The organism is Pseudomonas sp. MS646, assembly GCF_036693845.1.
Taxonomy (GTDB): domain Bacteria; phylum Pseudomonadota; class Gammaproteobacteria; order Pseudomonadales; family Pseudomonadaceae; genus Aquipseudomonas; species Aquipseudomonas chlororaphis_E.
In genome coordinates, this window is record NZ_CP144763.1 from 4,921,676 (window position 1) to 4,942,391 (window position 20,716).

The following is a 20,716-nucleotide window of genomic DNA, read 5'->3' on the forward strand; positions in this document are numbered from 1 at the left end:
TAAAAACTTGTCGGAAACTTCGGTGCGTCTGACAGACCACAATCGATTGCTCAGACAAGAAAAGAAATAAAACGGGCCTATTCAAAGCAAATCATTGATTTTACGGGTTTAACACCTCAGCTTTGGTCTGATACTCGGCGCAGGCCAAAAGATGAGGGTGGCGCAATGGCAACAATCTACTTCGACGAGTCCGGCAACACAGGGCGGCAGTTGGCCGACCTTGATCAGCCATTGTTCATTCTTGGCTCATGTGACTTCAGCGCTGAAGAGTGTGAACAGCTCCTCAGCCCGCTGCGCTCCAGGCAGGCTCCTGAAATCCACTTCAAAAAGCTTCGAAAGTCTGGGCGAGGGCAAGATCGGATCATTGAGCTATTCCAGTCCGACTTGGTGACGCCTGAGCGCTTCAAGGCACAGGTGTTTCACAAGCGGTTCATGCTGCTGACCAAGGTGATCGATGACCTCCTGGAGCCGCTGCTTTACTACCACTTCGACTTCAACCTCTACGAGAACGGCCAGAACATTGCTCTGAGCAACATGCTCTTCGCTTGTCTTCCCCTGGCAGTGGGGGACGCCTGCTTCGATCAATTTCTCTCCGTCTACTACGACATGTGCGGCGAGAAGAGCGAGGAAGCAATCACAGCGTTCTACGAGCATTTGGAGATAGTGAAAGAAGCTGCCGCACAGAGCGCGCTGCCGATGGAGTGGGAGCTCGAAGTGCTGTCCATGACCTCGGTGATTGTCCGGGATGTCCTCGTAGAACTGCCCAAGAGCACCTTCAATCCTGCGATCCCGGCTTTCTTTTCGCTGTGTGTTGAGTGGGGAAGGCAGCACGCCCGGTTCGACGCGATATGCGATGACTCGGAGCCACTAGAACGGCAGGCCGATTTTTTCACGGCAATCGCCGAGCTCGAAGAACAGGCTGAAGAGCAACAAGTGATTGGTTTCGGAAACGCCCAGATTGAGTTGCCCCTGAGGCTGAACACGTTGGCCTTCAGTGCCTCACACGATTCTGATGGTATCCAGCTTACCGACGTGCTCACCAGCGCGCTTTCGTACTATTACACCAAGCGGCAGAAGGGCGAAACGAATGATGAATTTTTCATGAAACTGGATAGGCTGGGATGTCTTCATGATTTCGTTAGCGGCTGTGTCTGGCCCACGACAGATGTCACCCCAGAAGCGCTGGGCAGGGCTGGTGATGAAGATGGGCACAATCCTGCGAATGCCTTCGTGGAATTCTTAATGAAACGCGGCAGATGAACCTGAGGCCTCTAATTTCCCTCAGCGCCTTTTGAACCTTCTGAGTGCCGGACGACCGCTCGCCCTAGCATATAGTGTCGGGTGATCAGGCCGGGGGCTTGGATTGTATTCATGGCCTCCTAAAGTTGCCTGTGTGCGTGTTCACTATCTTTTTCAGCGGTTACATCCGGCAACCAGCCCAATAGAAAAATAATAGCAATAAGCCACTTTGCACCTAAGCTCATAGATTCCCTCCTGAGATAGGTCTGTCATGACGAAGATTGAGATAGAGCCAGTATTAGCTGATGATTTCGAGACGTGGCTGAATGCGCGCCCTAAGTGGTTGCAGACAGCAGCTCGCATGCTTATCGACTCCAAGCGGCAACTGACCCAGGATGAAATCAAAACCCTAGCTAGGCTTTGTAAGCTCGAAGCCAAAGATGAGGCTGATCAAGGATTTTTGACCGTAACCCCCGGAACGTTATCGCATGTAGCTAACAGACCTCAGCTTCGAATTGAAGAGATCCTTGATGTGCATGGGCTGAACGCGATCAAGGCCGGCGCTAATCTGCCATTCGGCAAAAGCAATCTCTCGGTGATCTATGGACAGAATGGAACCGGCAAGAGCGGGTTTGCACGACTGTTAAAGGAGATCTGCGGATCACGATCCAAAGACGAAATACGCAGTAATGTCTTCGATCCAGCACCTACGCCGTGCCGTGCGCATTTCAAGGTGTCAATTGATGGTAAACCGGCGGATGTTCACTGGGACATCCCCAGCGGGCCGCACAAGGCTCTACGACACGCACAAGTGTTCGACAGCAAAGCGGCTCAACAGTACATGGGACGGACTGAGGCATGCTACGAGCCCAGTCGGATGAAATTCGTATCAGCCCTGATCGCCACAGCAGACGCCGTAAGCGCAGAGCTTGCCGGAGAAAAGGCATCACTCAGCAAAGCGCTACCCGCCATTCCAGAAATCCTAAATCACACAGCTGAAACGAAATGGCTTCAGGGCCTGAAAAGTACGACTACTCCCGCGAGCATTGATAAGGAATGTCTGTATACCGACCAGCTTGATCGGGAGCGTATAGAGAGCGAAGCCTTGCTCGCAGAGAAGGACATTGCTGGTCGCCTTTTGGCCATCAACAAAGAGAAAACCACGCTGAAAAGTATTGAAACAGCGATGTCGACACTTCAACTGGGCCTGAACGACGCGACGGCAGGCGAACTAGAAAACCTGAAAAATACCGCCGTCAAAGCAAGGAGCACCTGCGAAGAGGCGGCGGCAGCAATTTTCGGGAAAGCAGAGCTTGAAGGCGTCGGCTCAGCGACCTGGCAGAAAATGTGGGAGCAAGCACGTGCCTACTCCACCGGCACAGCCTACGTCGAAACGGCATTCCCTAACGTCTCAGCTAACTCACGTTGCGTACTTTGCCACCAAAGCCTCAGCGAGGGCGCCAAAGCTCGTCTGGCAGGGTTTGAGAAGTTTGTGACCGACGGCCTCGAAACAACTGCCAAGACGGCTGAAAATAGTTTTGTTGATCGCAAAAAGCGGCTGCCAACTCTTCCAGGACAAGCTGACTGGATCGTTCACATGTCCACTCTAGGCTTTGAAGAAGCCGATGGGATCACTTGGCTTGGTCTGTTGAAAACACGGCTCGATCAAATTGCACTGGGTAGCCCTGTAGGCACCTTGCAACCTTTCGACTGGTCGAGCATAAACGAAGCTGCGAAGACCAAGTCTGCATACCTGATCGAAGAAGAGGTGAGCCTGTCGGCCCTGTTGAAGGATGAACATCGCCAGACAATGCAGAGCCGACTCCAGCAACTCCAAGCCAAGCAATGGCTTTCTCAGAACAAAGCCTCAATCAGCGCTGAAAGGGCAAGGTTGATCGCCGTTGCAGCAATAGACAAAGCTTCACGCTCAGCCGCCACTAACTCCCTGACTACGAAAAAGAATGAGCTGGCGAAGACCGAGCTTGATGCGGGTTATCAGGCGAGATTCCTGCAAGAGTTGAAGCTCCTCGGCGGCCACCGCCTCCCAATAGCTCCGCAAAGTAAATCCGGCGGTAAGGGGAAGATCACCTTCGGCTTGAACCTAGTTGGTGCAAATGGCTCCCATGGGCTGGACTATATCTTGAGCGAGGGCGAAACCAGGATCGCCGCACTTGCCGCGTTCCTTGCGGACACTACGGGGTCAAACCAGTTGGCTCCATTCATTTTTGATGACCCAATATCGTCACTCGACCAAGACTTTGAAGAGAAGGTTGTCGAACGCCTCGTGTCCTTGTCTCAGACGAGGCAGGTCATCATTTTTACTCACCGACTATCTTTAGTGGCATTAGTAGACGCGGTTACGGAAAAATGGAACAAGATGCCAGGGATGCCATCCGTCAAGCCGACACTGACCTCGCTGAGGAGAATGGACAAAGTTGCTGGTATCGTCGCCACCGCTAGCGCTCGAGACCTGAAACCGGAAAGCGCTGTTCGCGGATTGATCGACAACACCATTACGCGTCTGAAAAAACACCAGGAAAGGGCCGAGGTCGACGCTTACGAGACGCTAGGCAAAAGCGCCTGCAGTGATTTCAGGGTGATAGTCGAGAAGACGATTGAGTACATTCTTTTGGCGGATGTCGTAGGCCGCTTCAGACGCGCGATCAATACCCAAGGCAAGCTGCACAAAGTCGCCAAGGTGACAAACGAAGACTGCGTATTCATCGATGACCTGATGACTCGCTACTCAGTGTTCGAACATGCTCAGTCCGATGAAAAGCCCAGCAGCGCTCTGGAACTGGATGTATTTGAAGCCGATGTAACGGCCTTGCAACGCTGGATCACGGATTTTGGATCTAGAGCCAGCTAACATGGATCATTAAACAAGGGTCAGAATCAAGCAGAGCGCTCTGATTTTGACCCGCCCAGTTCCAAGATCCCACGGGATTACAACTCGCCTCAGACTGACATGACAACGTACTTTTGACCCTGTCACTCCTCTTCCTGATGACTCAGGAAATCAAAGGTTGTCAGCGCGTCGCAGTTTAGGCAGTGGTACATGCTCGACGCGTCTTGAAAGTGCATGCCGCAAAAGCTTCCGCAGAAAGGGCAGCATTCGTTCCATTCCAGGTTGCCCCAGCTCCAAACGCCGAGATACTCAGGCACGCCGTCCCGGTCATTGCCGATAACTTCGAAAGAATCGCCAGTCGTACCGACAAACCCATCGATGCCAAAATGCTCAAGGATCGGCAAGATGTCCGCAGGATCCAAGTCGAACCATTCGCCAGTACCACGAAGGTGAGAGAAGTTCTGATGAATCTCCTTCTCCAGCCGCACGTCATCATCGGTTCGGATCCACCCCAAAAGCAAAAGCTTCCGTGGATTCCCGGTTTGAAGGCCTTTTCTGCGCCGCTCGATGTCCTTGGCCCGACCTATCTTCACCTGCTCATTGCTGTCTTCAATGAAGAAGTAGATCATTCCCGCACCCTCCGTACATCCGCCATCCCCTGTCCTTTCAGTAACAGCCAATATATCGTCTGCCCTGATGACGTAACCGTATTCGCCAACCACCACAGATAGCAATCAACTGAAAATGAGTAGCAGGTGACCTCAGGCCACTGATCCGATGCCTCAGTCAGGTCACTGCTTGAACAACTCATCCAGCGGAGCGAATGCAGCGCCCGTCTCTGCCGCCGCCCTTACCTTCCGCTCAATCACCTCAGCGATGGGTATCCGCTTTCCCAGCGCCTTGTAGATGTCTTCGCCGGACATGCAGATCACCTTTCGGCCTCGACCAAACGCATGAAGGCCTTCTTGCGTGAACCCGCCATAGCTGATGAAAACACCACGTGCCCAAGCAGCCTTTTGATCGAGCTTGCCCTGGAACGTGTGTAGCTCAGCTGCTCCAATCGGATCCCTGACCCATTTGGCCTCAATCAAATATGTTTCGTTTCCGAGCTGGAAGCTACCGTCTATTTGCTCACCAACTAGGCTGAACGGCGAACGTGCCTGAAGCTTAGATGAGTCAAAAAGCTCTTTGAGAAATCCTTCGAATTCGTAGCCACGCTTTTGCGGAGGCAGATCACGCAGGTCGTACAACCGCTGCTTCAGGGCATCGAGGATTGGGCCCTGATCAACCACCGCTGCCGCAGAGAATGGATTGCGAACCACAGCAGCGTGCGCACCTGGCGACTCTATTGACTCAAGCAGAGAGAGAAAGCGCCTTTCGGCATTCACGACGTCTTCTTCGGCCTTAGCCTCTTCCCGTAAAGATTGCCGGTACTTCCAGAGGGCCTTGAGCACACGGGCGACCGTAGGTAGGTCGGCGTTTTGAAGTAGGCACCTGACGCGTCTGGCCTTGGACGTGCCATCCTTGGAAAACATCTCGTGGGAGATATCGATCTCAAGCTCCTCCATGAAGAACTCGTCCATCCTGCGGTTGGAGAAATCGAGGACATATCCGCCTCCCATGTCGAAGAGCGAGTCTAGGAACCGCATTTCAGTCGATTTGAAATTCGCCACGCCTGTCCTCAGTCTTCATTTGCCCGGCACTCAGATGCCAAGCCAAGAGAGCGTTGAAAAAGTCAGCTAATAATATGCCCAATCCAACACCGAGGAATATTTTCATGGCCACTGATACCGTGACGGGTGCGGGCGTGGCAGGAGTATGGGTCTCTCTCAGGGTTGACCCAGACACGCAGACGGGCCGGAATAAGCTCAACTGCGTGTCGATTGAAGCCGCCTTCGGGCGGCTTTGCTTTTTATGAGGTTAAGGATGAGTGTCCGGCAGGACTGCAAGCTGTTGCTCGTGAATGCTTGCAAAAGTCCCACCACGGGACTACATTCTCACCCATGAGAATTATCGCCATCAGTCATCTGAAAGCCTTCTGGGAGAAATACCCAGATTCCGAACAGCAGCTTAAGGCTTGGCTTGACGATGTCAAAAAAGCCACTTGGACCAACCCAAACGACATCAAGGCGCAATACGGTAACGCAAGCATTCTCAAGAGTCGCCGCGTGGTGTTCAACATCAAGGGTAACGACTACCGCCTGGTGGTCGCCATTGCCTACCGCTTCGGCGCTGTGTACATCAAGTTTGTCGGCACTCATCGTCGGTACGATGAGATCGACGCAAACATCGTGGAAATGGAGTAATCATCATGAACATTCGCCCAATCCGCACCGATGAAGAATACCGGGTAGTTCTCAAAGAGATCTCTCCCCTGTTTGAGAATGAGCCTGAACCTGGCACCCCGGAAGGCGATGCTTTCGAAGTCATGATCACTCTGATCGAGGCCTACGAAACCAAGAACTTCCCGGTTGATTTGCCTGACCCAATTGAAGCCATCAAGTTTCGCATGGAGCAATCCGGACTCACCGCGGCCGATCTGGCTCCCGCTATCGGAAAAACGAACCGCGTATACGAGGTGCTCAACCGTAAACGCTCGTTAACTCTGCCCATGATCTGGAAGCTTCACGATATGTTCGGCATCCCCGCAGAAAGCCTGATAAAGCCAGTAAAAGCTGCCTGATACTAGCCCGGCCCGCCGGGCTTTTTCAAACCAGCAAGGACAAGAAATGACCTCAACCGAAGAGAAAACATACCAGAGGTCGACCTGGGTGAGTTCGTAAAGCACATGGGGCTTGAGAAATCGGTTCCTGGGCGTTACAGCTTGTTGCTGGCCGCAAATCTTTACGGAGGCGCCCTCTCCGGCACGCAAACCCCGCCAAGATTGTTCGCGAAATGCCTCGGCCCGGAGCATGAAAAGGATCCTTCTAGATCGGTGCATGTTCTATAAGGCAACGCGTGCGGAACACGATCAGATGCTGCTCAAGATTCTAGATCCGTCGGCTGAAGCAATCCAAAAATAGCAGCACAGGATCGCCCACCATTCGTATTTGACTTTACCCATCGCAAGGTGTGTTCATAGAGTTTGTGATCGACCCCAGACTCTTCGGGCGATGAGGCCGATATTATTTACCCAACCCCAAATTCGCCTCCGCCAAATCCAACTCCCCCAGCACTTCACGCAGCACGTCGTCGCCGATCTGGTGATGGCGGCTGAGGCGATACAGTTCCAGGCGCTGGGCTTTCAGGGCCTTGAGGCGCAGGCGGCGCTCCAGCAGGTCCATTTCGAACGCCAGGGCCTGGGCTTCGGCGGAGTCGTTGAACACCTCCAACTGATGGCGGTACTCACTCATCAATCGCGCCTTGACCTCGGTCGCCATGGCCGCCGCTGGCGCACTGGCCGGCTCGGCGGGCTCTTCCACTTCCAGCGCACGGATCGCCGCCTCGGCGGTCTTGCGCCAGGCCTCGCGCACTTCGGTGCGGCGCTTGTCGTCGGGACTTTGCTCGATGCCCCGCAGCAACAGTGGCAAGGCGATGCAGGCGGCGATCAACGATAGCAGGATCACCCCCGCGGCGATGAAGATCAGCAAATCGCGCTCGGGAAACGCTTCCCCGGCGCCCAACAGCAACGGCACCGATAACACGCCCGCCAACGTCACGGCCCCTCTCACTCCACCGAAGGTCAGCAGCCAGCAGGAGCGCGCCGTCGGCACCAAGGTCAACTCCCCCTTGCCACGCCAGCGGCGCAACCACCCGGACAGGCGCCAGATGCTTTGCACCCAGACAAACCGCAGCACCAGCAACACCAGAAAGATCGCCATCACCTCCAGGCAGAGGTAGAACAACGTCGGCCACAACGTGGTCTCGTGGCGGGTGACGGCCTTGACGATGTCCGGCAACTGCAAGCCCAGCAGCAGGAAGATCAAGCCGTTGAAGGCGAATTCCAACAGCGACCAGACGCTGCGATTGAGCAGCCGCGTATGGGTCTGGCGCGGCAGCAGATCCAGCCAGCTCTGCATCATCCCGGCCGCCACCGCCGAGAGAATGCCCGAGACGCCCAATCGCTCAGCCACCACATAGGCGGCGAATGGCAGCAATAGCATGAACACCACGTGGGTGGCCGGATCATCCCACCCGCGCGCCACCATCCAGGCCCGCAGACGACCGACCAGCCAGCTCAGGGCCACCCCCACCAACAAGCCTCCGACGGCCACCAACACAAACGCCAGGCTCGCGTTAGCCAGGGAAAACACCCCGGTGATGGCCGCCGCCAGGGCGAACTTGAAGGTCACCAGGCCAGAGGCGTCGTTCATCAGCGCTTCGCCCTGGAGCATGTGCATCAGCGGCTTGGGCAAGCGGTCCCGGGCAATCGCCGACACGGCCACGGCGTCAGTGGGCGACAACACCGCGGCCAGGGCGAAGGCCACCGGCAACGGGATGCTGGGCAACAGCCAATGAATGAAATACCCGGCGCCCACCACCGTGAACAGCACCAGGCCCACCGCCAGTGTCAGGATCGGCCCGCGCAGGCGCCACAGCTCACGCTTGGGCATGCGCCAACCGTCGGAGAACAGCAGCGGGGGCAAGAACAGAAACAGGAACAGTTCGGGATCGAGGGCCACGTGCAGGCCCAGGGATGGCCAGGCCAGCACAGCCCCTGCGCCGATCTGCACCAGCGGCAACGGCAGGGGGATCAACCGCCCGATCAAACGCGAGACACCCACCAGTGTCAGCAGGATCAGGACGGTATAAGCGCTTTGCATAGGGGGTTCCATTGACAGCGACACACATCCGGCAACAGCTTGCCGTTGAAGTGCCATATTAGTCGCTTAGCATGGCGCTGACCGTTACACCTATGTCGCACCCTCTCCAAGGCTTTGGGGCAAATCAACCCAGGCCGCCGCGAAACCGTCCGGTCATGGCATAATCCGTCACCTTTTATTCCCAGCACCTGCAAAGGGGGCAGTTCCTTGACCGATTCAAGCAAAACGTTGCACCTTTTCGGCATCAAAGCCTGTGACACGATGAAAAAAGCGCGCACCTGGCTCGATGAACACGCTGTACGCTACGACTTCCACGACTACAAGAGCGCCGGCATCGACCGTGAGCACCTGACCCAATGGTGCGACGAGCATGGCTGGCAAGTGGTGTTGAATCGCGCCGGTACGACCTTTCGCAAGCTCGACGACGAACGCAAAGCCGATCTCGACCAGTCGAAAGCCATCGAACTGATGCTCGCCCAACCCTCGATGATCAAGCGCCCGGTGCTCGATCTCGGCGACCGAACCCTGATTGGCTTCAAGCCAGATATTTATGCGGCAGCGCTCAAGTAAACCTGCCCAGTCCATTTTGTTGAGGTAATGTCCATGTCCACTACCCTGTTCAGCCTGGCCTTCGGTGTCGGCACTCAAAACCGTCAAGGCGCCTGGCTGGAAGTGTTCTACGCACAACCGCTGCTCAACCCGTCGGCGGCCATCGTCAGCGCCATCGCGCCCATCCTTGGCTACAGCGAAGGCAACCAGGCGATCACCTTCACCACCGCCCAGGCCTCGCAACTGGCCGAAGCGCTCAAGGGCGTCGACGCCGCGCAAGCCGCCCTGCTGACCCGCCTGGCCGAGAGCCACAAGCCGCTGGTTGCCACCCTGCTGGCCGAAGATGCGCAACTGTCCTCCACGCCTGAGGCCTACCTCAAGCTGCACCTGCTGTCCCATCGCCTGGTCAAGCCCCATGGCCTGAACCTGGCCGGGATTTTCCCGTTGCTGCCGAACGTCGCCTGGACCAGCCAGGGCGCGATCGACCTGGCCGAACTGGCCGAGCACCAGCTCGAAGCCCGCCTGCGTGGCGAGCTGCTGGAAGTGTTCTCGGTGGACAAGTTCCCGAAAATGACCGACTACGTGGTCCCGGCCGGCGTGCGTATCGCCGACGCCGCGCGGATTCGCCTGGGCGCCTACGTGGGCGAAGGCACTACCGTGATGCACGAAGGCTTCGTCAACTTCAACGCCGGCACCGAAGGCCCGGGCATGATCGAAGGCCGCGTATCGGCGGGCGTGTTCGTCGGCAAGGGGTCGGACCTGGGCGGCGGCTGCTCCACCATGGGCACCCTGTCGGGTGGCGGCAACATCGTGATCAAGGTGGGCGAAGGCTGCCTGATCGGCGCCAACGCCGGTATCGGTATTCCACTGGGTGACCGCAACACCGTGGAGTCGGGCCTGTACGTGACCGCCGGCACCAAGGTCGCACTGCTGGACGAGAACAACCAACTGGTCAAAGTGGTCAAGGCCCGCGAGCTGGCCGGTCAACCCGACCTGCTGTTCCGCCGCAACTCCGAAACCGGCGCGGTGGAGTGCAAGACCCACAAATCGGCCATCGAGCTGAACGAAGCTCTGCACGCGCACAACTAAGGCGCTTCACACAGTCACCTGTGGGAGCGAACAGCTCCCACAGGGTCCGGCGTAACCCAGCAGGGCCCGAAAGCATGTTGATCCCCTCTCCCTGGCGTGCCGACTTCCCGGCCATCGCCGCCCTGCACCGGCAAGGCCAGACCTACCTGGACAGCGCCGCCACCACGCAAAAACCCCAAGCCTTGCTCGATGCCCTGGTGCACTACTACGCCAACGGCGCGGCCAACGTGCATCGCGCGCAACACCTGCCAGGCGCCCATGCCACCCAGGCCTTCGAAGACAGTCGCCTTAAAGTCGCGCAATGGCTCAACGCAGGCGACAGCGGGCAGATCGTCTTTACCCACGGCGCGACCTGCGCGCTGAATCTTCTGGCCTACGGGCTGGAACACCTGTTCAAGCCGGGCGATGAAATCGTCGTTAGCGCCCTCGAACACCACGCCAACCTGCTGCCGTGGCAACAACTGGCTAAACGCCGTGCGTTGACGCTGGTAGTGCTGCCGCTGGACCCCGACGGGGTCATCGACGTGGACGCCGCCACGCAGTTGATCGGGCCGCGTACGCGCCTGCTGGCGGTGAGTCAGTTGTCCAACGTGCTAGGGGCCTGGCAACCATTGCCGGCGCTGCTGGCCCTGGCCAAGGCCCACGGCGCGTTGACGGTGATCGATGGCGCCCAGGGCGTGGTTCATGGCCGGCACGACGTACAAGGCCTGGGTTGCGACTTCTATGTGTTCTCCAGCCACAAGCTCTACGGGCCCGACGGGCTGGGCGTGTTGTACGGCCGTCACGAAGCGTTGAGCGAACTGCGGCACTGGCAGTTTGGCGGTGAAATGGTGCAACAGGCCGATTACCACAGCGCCACGTTCCGCCCGGCGCCGCTGGGCTTTGAAGCCGGTACACCGCCGATCGCCAGCGTGATCGGCCTGGGGGCGACCCTGGATTACCTGACCGGCCTCGAGACGCCCGCGGTCATCGAGCATGAGGCGGCGCTGCACGACTACCTGCTCCATGGCTTGCAGGCACGCAAGGGCATACGCCTGGTGGGCCAGCCCCGGCTGGCGCTGGTCAGCTTCGGCGTCGACGGCGTGCATAACGCCGATTTGGCCCACCTGCTGACCGAGCAAGGCATCGCCGTACGCGCCGGGCATCACTGCGCCATGCCGCTGTTCAAGCACCTGAACCTGTCGGGCGCGATCCGGGTGTCGCTGGCGTTGTACAACGATTCGGCCGACCTCGAACGCTTCTTCGAGGCCCTGGACCAGGCCCTGGAGATGCTCCGATGAACCTGCCGGCCGAGGCTGTCACGGCGCTGCAGACCTTTCAGCAGGCCTCGGGCTGGGAACAGCGCGCCCGGCTGCTGATGCAATGGGGCGAGCGCCTGCCGCCGCTGAGCGAGGCCGAGCGATGCGACGCCAACCTGGTCAACGGCTGCGAAAGCCAGGTGTGGCTGGTGTGTCGGTTGCAGGACGGGCATTGGCAATTTGCCGCCAGCAGCGAAGCGCGGTTGATTCGCGGGCTGGTGGCGTTGCTGCTGGCGCGGGTCAATGGGTTGTCGGCGACCGAGTTGCGCGAGGTCGATCTGCCGGGGTGGTTTGGTGAACTGGGATTGTCGCGCCAGCTATCGCCTTCGCGCAGTAATGGGTTGAATGCGGTGTTGCAGCGGATGATTGCGCTGACTCGCTGATCGTTAAAAGCTTCGCGAGCAAGCCCGCTCCCACAAGGGATCTCATTGAACACAAATCTTGTGATCCCCCTATCCACTGTGGGAGCGGGCTTGCTCGCGAAGAGGCCCTCAGCCCACCCTCAATCCTGAGGCTTGGTCCTGTCAGCCGGCCGCCGCACGCCCGCCACGATCTTGTCCACCGCCTTGGTCGCCGCGACCATGCCAAATGTCGCCGTCACCATCATCACCGCGCCAAACCCGCCGGCGCAGTCGAGCTTCACGCCGTCGCCGACAAAACTCTTCTGCAAGCAAATACTGCCGTCCGGCTTCGGATAACGCAGCTGTTCGGTGGAGAACACGCACGGCACGCTGTAGTGACGGGTCACGGTGCGGGAAAAGCCGTAGTCGCGACGCAGGGTCGAGCGCACTTTGGAGGCCAGCGGATCGTTGAAGGTACGGTTCAGGTCGCACACCTGGATCAGCGTCGGGTCAATCTGCCCGCCCGCGCCGCCGGTGGTGATGATCTGGATCTTGCGGCGCTTGCACCAGGCGATCAGCGCCGCCTTGGCGTTGACGCTGTCGATGCAGTCGATCACGCAATCGATGTGGGGCGTGATGTATTCGGCCATGGTGTCGCGGGTGACGAAGTCGGCCACGGCGTGCACCGTGCAGTCGGGGTTGATGCCCCGCAGCCGCTCGGCCATGACCTCGACCTTGGGCTTGCCGACGGTGCTGTCCAGGGCGTGTAACTGGCGGTTGGCGTTGCTGACGCAGACATCGTCCAGGTCGAACAGCGAAATCTCGCCTACGCCACACCGGGCGATCGCTTCCGCCGCCCAGGAACCGACCCCGCCCACCCCGACCACCGCCACGTGGGCCGCCCGCAGGCGCTCCAGGCCCTCGATGCCATACAAACGGGCGATGCCGGCAAACCGTGGATCTTCTGTACTCATGACCATTACCCCAAAAACCGGCGCGCATTATAGGGCTTTGCCGTGGCAATTCGAGCCGTTCGCGAATTGAATCCCAACAATTCCCCCTTGTGGGAGCGAGCTTGCTCGCGATGGCGTCAGTCCAGTCAATAGAGTATCGACTGATCCACCGCCATCGCGAGCAAGCTCGCTCCCACAGGTTCTGTGTCACACACTGTCGGCATACTTGGGCCAATGACGGTCGTTTTACTATAAGATAACCGCCATTTTGCGCGAGCCAGCCCGCGCCTGCACAAGCCTTGCGTTCACACTATATTCCCGGAGTTTCCATGACGGCCCACGCCGACCTCTCGCCGACCTTGCAACTCGCCTGCGACCTGATCCGCCGTCCGTCCGTGACACCGGTGGACGCCGATTGCCAGAAACTGATGATGCAGCGCCTGGGCAACGCGGGCTTTGCGCTCGAGCCGATGCGCATCGAGGATGTGGATAACTTCTGGGCCCGCCACGGCCAGCATGACGGCCCGGTGCTGTGCTTCGCCGGGCACACCGACGTGGTGCCAACCGGCCCGGTGCAGGCCTGGCAGCTCGACCCGTTCGATGCGGTGATCGATGAACAGGGCATGCTCTGCGGCCGTGGCGCCGCCGACATGAAAGGCAGTCTCGCAGCGATGGTGGTGGCGGCCGAGCGTTTCGTCGCCGACTACCCGGACCACAAGGGTTCGGTGACCTTCCTGATCACCAGCGACGAAGAAGGCCCGGCGCACCACGGCACCAAAGCCGTGGTCGAGCGCCTCAAGGCTCGGCAGGAGCGCCTGGACTGGTGCATCGTCGGCGAGCCGTCGAGCACCACCCTGGTGGGTGACGTGGTCAAGAACGGCCGTCGTGGCTCCCTTGGCGCGACACTGACCGTGCGCGGCAAGCAAGGTCACGTGGCCTACCCGCACTTGGCGAGGAACCCGATCCACCTCGCCGCGCCAGCCCTGGCGGAGCTGGCCGCCGAACATTGGGACCACGGCAACGATTTCTTCCCGCCCACCAGCTTCCAGATCTCCAACCTCAACGCCGGCGCCGGCGCGACCAACGTGATCCCGGGTGACCTGGTGGCGGTGTTCAACTTCCGCTTCTCCACCGAATCCACCGTCGAAGGCCTGCAACAGCGCGTCGCCGATATCCTCGACAAGCACCAGCTGGACTGGCACATCGACTGGGCCCTGTCCGGGCTGCCGTTCCTCACCGAACCGGGTGCGCTGCTGGACGCCGTGTCGTCGAGCATCAAGGACGTCACCGGCCGCGAGACTCAGGCGTCCACCAGCGGCGGCACCTCCGACGGCCGTTTCATCGCGACCATGGGCACGCAAGTGGTGGAACTGGGCCCGGTCAACGCGACCATCCATCAGGTCAACGAACGGGTATTGGCAGCCGATCTCGACGTGCTAACCGAGATCTACTACCAGACGCTGATCAAGTTGCTCGCCTGATGCTCGCCTGCCCGATCTGCAGTGAACCGCTGAACGCGGTGGACAACGGCGTGGCCTGCCCGGCCGGCCATCGGTTCGACCGCGCGCGCCAGGGCTACCTGAACCTGTTGCCGGTGCAGCACAAGAACAGCCGCGACCCCGGGGACAACCAGGCCATGGTCGAAGCCCGTCGCGACTTTCTCAACGCCGGGCACTACGCCCCCGTCGCCCGGCGCCTGGCCGAACTGACGGCTGAGCGCGCGCCGGGGCGCTGGCTGGACATCGGCTGTGGCGAGGGCTACTACACCGCGCAGATCGCCGACGCACTGCCCGACGCCGATGGCTATGCCCTGGACATTTCCCGCGAGGCAGTCAAACGCGCCTGCAAACGCAGCCCGCAACTGACCTGGTTGATCGCCAGCATGGCCCGGGTGCCGCTGGCGGACGGCTGCTGCCAGTTCCTGGCGAGCGTGTTCAGCCCACTGGACTGGCAGGAAGCCAAGCGCCTGCTCAGCCCCGGCGGCGGCTTGATGAAAGTCGGCCCGACCCGCGGTCACCTGATGCAATTGCGTGAACGCCTGTACGACGAAGTGCGCGAATACACCGACGACAAGCACCTGGCCCTGGTGCCTTCGGGGATGGCGCTGGAACACAGCGAAACCCTGGAGTTCACGCTCGTGCTCGAAAGCGGCCGGGACCGCGCCAACCTGCTGGCGATGACGCCCCACGGCTGGCGCGCCAGTGCCGAACGCCGGGCCAGCGTGATCGAGCAGGCTGAACCGTTCGAGGTCACGGTGTCGATGCGCTACGATTATTTCGTTCTTCAATAAACCTTATGATCGGCCCCGGACACCCGTACGGGGCCCGTTAAATCCGCGAATGGATTTTTCAAGACCGCAGTGAGGACATCCATGCGCCAACCCGATATCGAGATTTACCTCAAGGACGCCGACGTCGACCACAAGGCCATCGCCCACTGGCTCGGCCAGGCCCTGGGCCCGTGCAGCGAATGGGTCCAGAAAGGCCAGACCTACAAGTGCAAGGCCGGCGACGTCCCGGTGACCTGGCTGCCGAAGGCCGTCGGCAAATGGAACAGCCTGTACCTGGAAAGCGACCGGACCCCGTGGGAAGACGACATCGCTTGCGCCCGCGCCGCCTACGCCGCACTGAATGTCGAAGTGCGCTGCGCACCCGGCTCGTGGGTGGAAGAAGAAGGCGAGGAATCGGCCGATCGCTGGATTCGCATCAGCGCCGATGGGGAAGAGGAGATCACCTGGAAGACGGCCTGATTCGGCTCCAGGCACACCACAGTTCCAAATGTGGGAGCGGGCTTGCTCGCGAAAGCGGTGCATCAGTCGACATCCATGCCGGCTGGACTGACGCATTCGCGAGCAAGCCCGCTCCCACAGGGGATTGGCGGTGGCTGAAAAAGAATGGCTTACAACCCCACCACATCCTCGGCCTGCAAGCCCTTCTGCCCTTCCACGACCGCGTATTCGACCTGCTGGCCTTCGGTCAGTGAACGGTGGCCTTCACCGCGGATCGCGCGGTAGTGCACGAACACATCGGCCCCACCTTCGCGCTGGATGAAGCCGTAGCCTTTGGCGTCGTTGAACCACTTCACACTGCCGGTCTCGCGTGCAGCCATGATGCTCACTCCCATTTCTTATTGTTAAGTCGGCTTGTCCCGCCTGGCGGCAGGCAGACAAAGCCTGCGGACTCTCACCGCCGCCTGGCCGTCCACGTGAACGTCGGGGCAGTAGCCCGCCGAGTATATGACACCGGGAAAAACTCTCAACTGACTTTACTTCGGTGCTTTTTTGCCGATTTTCGGTGAATCCGGCACACTACCTGCCGCTCAACCCCATCCACTCATGCAGAAGCCGTATGACCCGCTCCCCGTTCCGCCGTCTAGTGTTTGGCACCCTGCGCCGACTGCTGTATCTCTGGGTTCGCTCCGAGACCATCAACCAGTCGTCCTTCACCCTCAACCTCGACCGCAGCCGTCCGGTGTTCTACGTTCTGCAAGACCCTTCGCTGACCGACCTGGCAGTGCTCGACACCGAGTGCACCAAGGCTGGCCTGCCCCGCCCGGTGCTGCCGGTGTCGGTGGGCAACCTGCTGGAGCCGGCGGCGTTCTTCTACCTCACGCCCGCACCGGACTGGCTTGGCCGCCAGGACAAGCGCGGCGCGCCACCGACCCTGACGCGGCTGGTCGACGCCCTTACCCACAACGCCGCCGAAGACGCCCAGATCATTCCGGTCAGCGTGTTCTGGGGCCAATCGCCCGACAGTGAATCCAGCCCATGGAAGCTGCTGTTCGCCGACAGTTGGGCAGTCACCGGGCGCCTGCGGCGCCTGCTGAGCATCATGATCCTGGGGCGCAAGACCCGCGTGCAGTTCTCGCCACCGATCCACCTGCGCGAACTGATCGAACATGACAAAGGCCACGAACGCACCGTGCGCATGGCCCAACGGGTGCTGCGGGTGCATTTGCGCAACCTGAAGACGGCGGTCATCGGCCCGGACATTTCCCACCGGCGCAACCTGGTCAAGGGCCTGCTGAACCAGCCGCTGGTCAAGCAGGCGATTGCCGACGAGGCCGAGCGGGAAAAGATCTCGGCGGAGAAAGCCAAGGCCCAGGCCCTGCGCTATGGCAACGAAATCGCCTCGGACTACACCTACACCGCGATCCGTTTCCTGGAAGTGGTCCTGAGCTGGTTCTGGAACAAGATCTACGACGGCATCAAGGTCAACAACATCGAAGGCGTACAGGCCATCGCCCCCGGCCACGAAGTCATCTACGTGCCCTGCCACCGCAGCCACATCGACTACCTGCTGCTGTCCTACCTGCTGTTTCGCAACGGCCTGACTCCACCGCACATCGCGGCCGGCATCAACCTCAACATGCCGGTCATCGGCGGCCTGCTGCGCCGGGGCGGGGCATTTTTCATGCGCCGTACCTTCAAGGGCAACCCGCTCTACACCGCCGTGTTCAATGAGTACCTGCACACGCTGTTCACCAAGGGCTTTCCGGTGGAGTATTTCGTCGAGGGTGGACGCTCGCGCACCGGGCGCATGCTGCAGCCCAAGACCGGCATGCTCGCCATCACCCTGCGCAGCTTCCTGCGTTCGTCGCGCACGCCCATCGTCTTCGTGCCGGTCTACATCGGCTACGAGCGGGTCCTGGAAGGTCGCACCTACCTGGGGGAACTGCGCGGGGCCAGCAAGAAGAAAGAATCGATCTTCGACATCTTCAAGGTCATCGGCGCCCTCAAGCAACGCTTCGGGCAGGTGGCGGTGAACTTCGGCGAACCGATCAAACTGGCCGACTTCCTCGACGGCGAACAGCCCGGCTGGCGGGAGCAGGAACTGGGGCCGCAGTTCAAACCGGCCTGGCTCAACCCCACCACCCACCGCCTCGGCGAGCGCGTGGCCCGGCACCTGAACGAAGCGGCGGCCATCAACCCGGTCAACCTCGTGGCCCTGGCGCTGCTGTCCACCAGCCGCCTGGCCCTGGACGACCGCGCCATGGCCCGGGTGCTCGACCTGTACCTGGCGCTGCTGCGCAAAGTCCCGTACTCGCCCCACACCACCCTGCCCGAAGGCGACGGACGGGCGCTGATCGAGCACGTGAAGGGCATGGACCTGCTCTCGGAACAGAGCGACGCCCTGGGCAAGATCCTGTACCTGGATGAACAGAACGCGGTACTGATGACTTACTACCGCAACAACGTGCTGCACATCTTTGCCTTGCCGGCGTTGCTGGCGAGCTTCTTCCAGAGCACCTCGCGCATGAGCCGCGAGCAGATCCTGCGCTACACCCGCGCGCTGTACCCGTACCTGCAATCGGAGCTGTTCATTCGTTGGTCGCTGGAGGAACTGGACGACGTGGTCGACCAGTGGCTCGAAGCGTTCGTCGAGCAAGGCCTGCTGCGTTTCGAAAAAGACCTGTACCTGCGTCCGGCCCCAAGCTCGCGACACTTCGTGCTGCTGACCCTGCTGTCCAAAAGCATCGCCCAGACCCTGCAACGCTTCTACATGACCGTCTCACTGCTGCTCAACAGCGGCCAGAACACCGTCAGCGCCGAAGAACTGGAAGACCTTTGCACGGTCATGGCTCAGCGCCTGTCGATCCTGCATGGCCTGAACGCTCCGGAGTTCTTCGACAAGAGCCTGTTCCGCCACTTCATCCAGACCCTGCTGGACCTTGAGGTGCTGCGCCGTGACGAGGCTGGCAAGCTGAGTTACCACCCGCTGCTGGGAGAACTGGCCGAGGGCGCGGCCAAGCGGGTACTGCCGGCGGAAATTCGCCTGTCGATCCGCCAGGTGGCGCTGCATCGCAGCGAAGACGCAGCCGAGGTCGCCCTCAGTCCGGACCTTTGACAAGGCTCGGCCCACTCACCGTGAACAGGGACGTTAGCGGTGAGTCGACGGGGCAATCGACAGCGGTCTCCGACACCCTGGAGCGGCTGAGGCGACATCAAACGAAGAAAAAACCTACAGAAAACCGTGGAGCAGACTTCTAGGATGGACTCGCGTCAATAACGACGTACTGAAAAGGAATTCACCATGAACATCATCACATTGACCCTGCAATTGCCCGATGGCTATCAACTCCCGGAAGCCGGCCGCGCCGAAATCAGTGTGCGAAATGCAGCCGGTGAGCAGATCAGCGCCAGCGGTGGCCAGGGTTCCAACGTGGCATCGCAGGTGCCAGCGGCCAGGCAACCTTGGCAATATCGCTTCCTGCTCGATCCCAAGGTAACGCCTGTGGGAGAAGCGCTCTCGGTCAAGGTCCAAATGTACCTGGGCGAGACCGCTCTGTTCCTCGATGCCGAACAGACATTCACCTGGGATGGCAGCAACCAGCACGTTGACATCCCCCTGAACCTGACGCCAGGATCGCTGGCTGAAACGGTCCAGGCACCCGCGTTCGGTTCCTGAACCGTGACGCTACAAGGGCTTGCCTGGACGCCACTTCGCTGAATGTTCGTCGGCGCCCGCCGTGTCGCGGGCGTCGACGCACCAGGTGCTCCCGATGAAAAAACTCGTTTTGCTTGCCTCCATGGCTTTACTGGCCGCGTGCCAAGCCACAACCCCACCCACTCCATCCGCCGCGTCCCTGGATGGCGAAGTCTTCTACTTGCAACGTATCGCCCTGCCCCCCAGCGCCACCTTGAGCGTGAGCCTGCAGGACGTCTCCCTGGCCGATGCCCCGGCGGTGGTGCTCGATGAACACAGCGGGCCGGTCAAAGGCCAGGTCCCGCTGCCGTTCCACCTCAGTTATGATCCAGCCCAGGTCAAGCCCGGTCATCGTTATGCCGTGAGCGCCCGCATCGAAGTAGACGGCCAGTTGCTGTTCATCACCACCCAACAGCACGCCGTACACCTGGATGGCAAAGACCCGCAGCCGTTGAAGATCCGCGTCAACCCTGCGCGCTGATTCCGTTTTCCACTTTTTCAAGGATGCCGTCATGCTCCGTTTCCCTCTCCGTTTCACCGGCCTTTGCGCGGGCCTGCTGATCTGCGCCAATGCCATGGCCCTGTCCTTGGGCGACCTGTCGCAAAAGGATGCCACCGGCGGTCTCAAGGACGCCCTGACCCAAGGCGCGCAGGTGGCGGTCCAGCAACTGGGCAAGCCCGGCGGTTTCAACAACAACCCCGAGGTGAAGATCGAGTTGCCGGGCAAGCTCGGCAAGGTCGCCGGCAAGATGAAGGCCTTCGGCATGGGTGACCAGGTCGATCAGCTGGAAACCAGCATGAACCAGGCCGCCGAAGCCGCCGTGGTCCAGGCCCAGCCGATCCTGGTCAATGCCGTGAAGAACATGAGCGTGAACGACGCCAAGGGCATCCTGAGCGGCGGTAACGACTCGGCCACGCAGTACCTGAACAAGAGCAGCCGCGAGCAGATCCGCGCCAAGTTCCTGCCAATCGTCAAGCAAGCCACCGACAAGGTCGGCCTGGCCCAGAAATACAACGCCTTCGCCGGCCAGGCCGCGACGCTCGGCGTACTGGATGCGAAAAGCGCCAACATCGAGAACTACGTGACCGAGCAGGCGCTGGACGGGTTGTTCGAGATGATCGCCAAGCAGGAAGCCACCATTCGCCAGAACCCGGCCGCCGCCGCGACCAGCCTGGCGAAGAAGGTGTTCGGCGCGCTTTAAGACTTAGCG

The 20,716-nt window shown here is 60.0% G+C and carries 20 protein-coding genes; 15 read left to right on the top strand and 5 right to left on the bottom strand.

All coding sequences use genetic code 11. The annotated features are described in order from the left end of the window. Nucleotides 1-165: 165 nt before the first annotated feature. Complete coding sequence (locus V3H56_RS21595) at nucleotides 166-1,260, top strand: DUF3800 domain-containing protein (protein ID WP_047736692.1); 1,095 nt, start codon at nucleotides 166-168, stop codon at nucleotides 1,258-1,260. 250 nt (nucleotides 1,261-1,510) lie between these two features. Beyond that, nucleotides 1,511-4,108, top strand: coding sequence for a hypothetical protein (locus V3H56_RS21600; RefSeq protein WP_047736693.1), 2,598 nt, complete (start codon nucleotides 1,511-1,513; stop codon nucleotides 4,106-4,108). 122 nt (nucleotides 4,109-4,230) lie between these two features. Here V3H56_RS21600 and V3H56_RS21605 read toward each other — a convergent pair whose 3' ends face one another. Further along, the gene (locus tag V3H56_RS21605; protein ID WP_047736695.1) at nucleotides 4,231-4,716 is read right to left on the bottom strand and encodes a GIY-YIG nuclease family protein; all 486 of its coding nucleotides are present in this window, start codon (nucleotides 4,714-4,716) and stop codon (nucleotides 4,231-4,233) included. Nucleotides 4,717-4,878: 162 nt separating this feature from the next. Then, the gene (locus V3H56_RS21610) at nucleotides 4,879-5,760 is read right to left on the bottom strand and encodes a restriction endonuclease (protein ID WP_234407985.1); all 882 of its coding nucleotides are present in this window, start codon (nucleotides 5,758-5,760) and stop codon (nucleotides 4,879-4,881) included. A 330-nt stretch (nucleotides 5,761-6,090) separates the two neighbouring features. Here V3H56_RS21610 and V3H56_RS21615 point away from each other — a divergent pair, with 330 nt between their 5' ends. Both V3H56_RS21615 and V3H56_RS21620 read left to right on the top strand, forming a co-directional pair. Beyond that, the gene (locus V3H56_RS21615; protein WP_047736699.1) at nucleotides 6,091-6,393 is read left to right on the top strand and encodes a type II toxin-antitoxin system HigB family toxin; all 303 of its coding nucleotides are present in this window, start codon (nucleotides 6,091-6,093) and stop codon (nucleotides 6,391-6,393) included. A 5-nt stretch (nucleotides 6,394-6,398) separates the two neighbouring features. After that, nucleotides 6,399-6,770: a transcriptional regulator gene (locus V3H56_RS21620; protein WP_047736701.1), complete on the top strand. Its 372-nt coding sequence runs from the start codon at nucleotides 6,399-6,401 to the stop codon at nucleotides 6,768-6,770. A 442-nt stretch (nucleotides 6,771-7,212) separates the two neighbouring features. Here the strand turns inward: V3H56_RS21620 and V3H56_RS21625 are convergent, their stop codons facing one another. Then, a complete protein-coding gene (locus V3H56_RS21625) occupies nucleotides 7,213-8,850 on the bottom strand; it encodes a Na+/H+ antiporter (protein ID WP_047736703.1) in 1,638 nt (545 codons plus the stop codon). A gap of 261 nt (nucleotides 8,851-9,111) precedes the next feature. Here V3H56_RS21625 and V3H56_RS21630 point away from each other — a divergent pair, with 261 nt between their 5' ends. The 4 genes from V3H56_RS21630 to V3H56_RS21645 all read left to right on the top strand — a co-directional run bounded on the left by V3H56_RS21630 (nucleotide 9,112) and on the right by V3H56_RS21645 (nucleotide 12,169). After that, the gene (locus V3H56_RS21630; protein WP_234407987.1) at nucleotides 9,112-9,420 is read left to right on the top strand and encodes an arsenate reductase; all 309 of its coding nucleotides are present in this window, start codon (nucleotides 9,112-9,114) and stop codon (nucleotides 9,418-9,420) included. A 33-nt stretch (nucleotides 9,421-9,453) separates the two neighbouring features. Further along, the gene (gene dapD / locus V3H56_RS21635) at nucleotides 9,454-10,488 is read left to right on the top strand and encodes a 2,3,4,5-tetrahydropyridine-2,6-dicarboxylate N-succinyltransferase (RefSeq protein ID WP_047736705.1); all 1,035 of its coding nucleotides are present in this window, start codon (nucleotides 9,454-9,456) and stop codon (nucleotides 10,486-10,488) included. 74 nt (nucleotides 10,489-10,562) lie between these two features. Continuing rightward, nucleotides 10,563-11,768, top strand: a complete 1,206-nt coding sequence (locus V3H56_RS21640; protein ID WP_338473852.1) for a cysteine desulfurase — start codon at nucleotides 10,563-10,565, stop codon at nucleotides 11,766-11,768. Then, on the top strand, nucleotides 11,765-12,169 hold the full coding sequence (locus tag V3H56_RS21645; RefSeq protein WP_338473853.1) for a SufE family protein: 405 nt from the start codon (nucleotides 11,765-11,767) through the stop codon (nucleotides 12,167-12,169). Before V3H56_RS21640 ends, V3H56_RS21645 begins: the two co-directional genes overlap by 4 nt. Before the next feature lie 119 nt (nucleotides 12,170-12,288). On the opposite strand, the gene tcdA is transcribed toward V3H56_RS21645, so the two are convergent. After that, complete coding sequence (tcdA, locus tag V3H56_RS21650; protein ID WP_161796122.1) at nucleotides 12,289-13,101, bottom strand: tRNA cyclic N6-threonylcarbamoyladenosine(37) synthase TcdA; 813 nt, start codon at nucleotides 13,099-13,101, stop codon at nucleotides 12,289-12,291. A gap of 308 nt (nucleotides 13,102-13,409) precedes the next feature. Here tcdA and dapE point away from each other — a divergent pair, with 308 nt between their 5' ends. The 3 genes from dapE to V3H56_RS21665 all read left to right on the top strand — a co-directional run bounded on the left by dapE (nucleotide 13,410) and on the right by V3H56_RS21665 (nucleotide 15,829). After that, entirely contained in the window at nucleotides 13,410-14,561 is a 1,152-nt protein-coding gene (gene dapE, locus V3H56_RS21655; RefSeq protein ID WP_042731554.1) for a succinyl-diaminopimelate desuccinylase, read from the top strand. Then, the gene (locus V3H56_RS21660; protein ID WP_338473854.1) at nucleotides 14,561-15,370 is read left to right on the top strand and encodes a putative RNA methyltransferase; all 810 of its coding nucleotides are present in this window, start codon (nucleotides 14,561-14,563) and stop codon (nucleotides 15,368-15,370) included. The genes dapE and V3H56_RS21660 overlap by 1 nt, the downstream gene beginning before the upstream one ends. An 81-nt stretch (nucleotides 15,371-15,451) precedes the next feature. Further along, the gene (locus V3H56_RS21665; RefSeq protein ID WP_042731556.1) at nucleotides 15,452-15,829 is read left to right on the top strand and encodes a hypothetical protein; all 378 of its coding nucleotides are present in this window, start codon (nucleotides 15,452-15,454) and stop codon (nucleotides 15,827-15,829) included. A gap of 149 nt (nucleotides 15,830-15,978) precedes the next feature. Here V3H56_RS21665 and V3H56_RS21670 read toward each other — a convergent pair whose 3' ends face one another. Continuing rightward, nucleotides 15,979-16,188 carry a cold-shock protein gene (locus V3H56_RS21670; RefSeq protein ID WP_003198198.1) on the bottom strand — a complete coding sequence of 70 codons (210 nt, stop codon included), beginning with the start codon at nucleotides 16,186-16,188 and terminating at the stop codon, nucleotides 15,979-15,981. Nucleotides 16,189-16,427: 239 nt separating this feature from the next. Between V3H56_RS21670 and plsB the strand changes: the two genes are divergently transcribed. The 4 genes from plsB (at nucleotide 16,428) to V3H56_RS21690 (ending at nucleotide 20,707) form a co-directional block, all read left to right on the top strand. Next, complete coding sequence (gene plsB / locus V3H56_RS21675) at nucleotides 16,428-18,926, top strand: glycerol-3-phosphate 1-O-acyltransferase PlsB (protein ID WP_042731557.1); 2,499 nt, start codon at nucleotides 16,428-16,430, stop codon at nucleotides 18,924-18,926. Between the two features lie 186 nt (nucleotides 18,927-19,112). Beyond that, nucleotides 19,113-19,487, top strand: a complete 375-nt coding sequence (locus tag V3H56_RS21680) for a hypothetical protein (RefSeq protein ID WP_042731558.1) — start codon at nucleotides 19,113-19,115, stop codon at nucleotides 19,485-19,487. A gap of 94 nt (nucleotides 19,488-19,581) precedes the next feature. Continuing rightward, entirely contained in the window at nucleotides 19,582-19,986 is a 405-nt protein-coding gene (locus V3H56_RS21685; RefSeq protein ID WP_042731559.1) for a YbaY family lipoprotein, read from the top strand. Between the two features lie 31 nt (nucleotides 19,987-20,017). Beyond that, complete coding sequence (locus V3H56_RS21690) at nucleotides 20,018-20,707, top strand: DUF4197 domain-containing protein (protein ID WP_042731560.1); 690 nt, start codon at nucleotides 20,018-20,020, stop codon at nucleotides 20,705-20,707. Nucleotides 20,708-20,716 lie beyond the last annotated feature (9 nt).

What these genes read in the sequence shown, in the direction of transcription:
- V3H56_RS21660 (WP_338473854.1), top strand. Translation starts at nt 14,561, where the DNA reads ATGCTCGCCTGCCCGATCTGCAGTGAACCGCTGAACGCGGTGGACAAC.
- tcdA (WP_161796122.1), bottom strand. Translation starts at nt 13,101, where the DNA reads ATGAGTACAGAAGATCCACGGTTTGCCGGCATCGCCCGTTTGTATGGC.
- V3H56_RS21670 (WP_003198198.1), bottom strand. Translation starts at nt 16,188, where the DNA reads ATGGCTGCACGCGAGACCGGCAGTGTGAAGTGGTTCAACGACGCCAAA.
- V3H56_RS21620 (WP_047736701.1), top strand. Translation starts at nt 6,399, where the DNA reads ATGAACATTCGCCCAATCCGCACCGATGAAGAATACCGGGTAGTTCTC.
- V3H56_RS21630 (WP_234407987.1), top strand. Translation starts at nt 9,112, where the DNA reads ATGAAAAAAGCGCGCACCTGGCTCGATGAACACGCTGTACGCTACGAC.
- V3H56_RS21615 (WP_047736699.1), top strand. Translation starts at nt 6,091, where the DNA reads ATGAGAATTATCGCCATCAGTCATCTGAAAGCCTTCTGGGAGAAATAC.
- V3H56_RS21595 (WP_047736692.1), top strand. Translation starts at nt 166, where the DNA reads ATGGCAACAATCTACTTCGACGAGTCCGGCAACACAGGGCGGCAGTTG.
- V3H56_RS21625 (WP_047736703.1), bottom strand. Translation starts at nt 8,850, where the DNA reads ATGCAAAGCGCTTATACCGTCCTGATCCTGCTGACACTGGTGGGTGTC.
- V3H56_RS21685 (WP_042731559.1), top strand. Translation starts at nt 19,582, where the DNA reads ATGAAAAAACTCGTTTTGCTTGCCTCCATGGCTTTACTGGCCGCGTGC.
- dapE (WP_042731554.1), top strand. Translation starts at nt 13,410, where the DNA reads ATGACGGCCCACGCCGACCTCTCGCCGACCTTGCAACTCGCCTGCGAC.
- V3H56_RS21665 (WP_042731556.1), top strand. Translation starts at nt 15,452, where the DNA reads ATGCGCCAACCCGATATCGAGATTTACCTCAAGGACGCCGACGTCGAC.
- V3H56_RS21680 (WP_042731558.1), top strand. Translation starts at nt 19,113, where the DNA reads ATGAACATCATCACATTGACCCTGCAATTGCCCGATGGCTATCAACTC.
- V3H56_RS21605 (WP_047736695.1), bottom strand. Translation starts at nt 4,716, where the DNA reads ATGATCTACTTCTTCATTGAAGACAGCAATGAGCAGGTGAAGATAGGT.
- V3H56_RS21690 (WP_042731560.1), top strand. Translation starts at nt 20,018, where the DNA reads ATGCTCCGTTTCCCTCTCCGTTTCACCGGCCTTTGCGCGGGCCTGCTG.
- V3H56_RS21600 (WP_047736693.1), top strand. Translation starts at nt 1,511, where the DNA reads ATGACGAAGATTGAGATAGAGCCAGTATTAGCTGATGATTTCGAGACG.
- V3H56_RS21640 (WP_338473852.1), top strand. Translation starts at nt 10,563, where the DNA reads ATGTTGATCCCCTCTCCCTGGCGTGCCGACTTCCCGGCCATCGCCGCC.
- V3H56_RS21645 (WP_338473853.1), top strand. Translation starts at nt 11,765, where the DNA reads ATGAACCTGCCGGCCGAGGCTGTCACGGCGCTGCAGACCTTTCAGCAG.
- dapD (WP_047736705.1), top strand. Translation starts at nt 9,454, where the DNA reads ATGTCCACTACCCTGTTCAGCCTGGCCTTCGGTGTCGGCACTCAAAAC.
- plsB (WP_042731557.1), top strand. Translation starts at nt 16,428, where the DNA reads ATGACCCGCTCCCCGTTCCGCCGTCTAGTGTTTGGCACCCTGCGCCGA.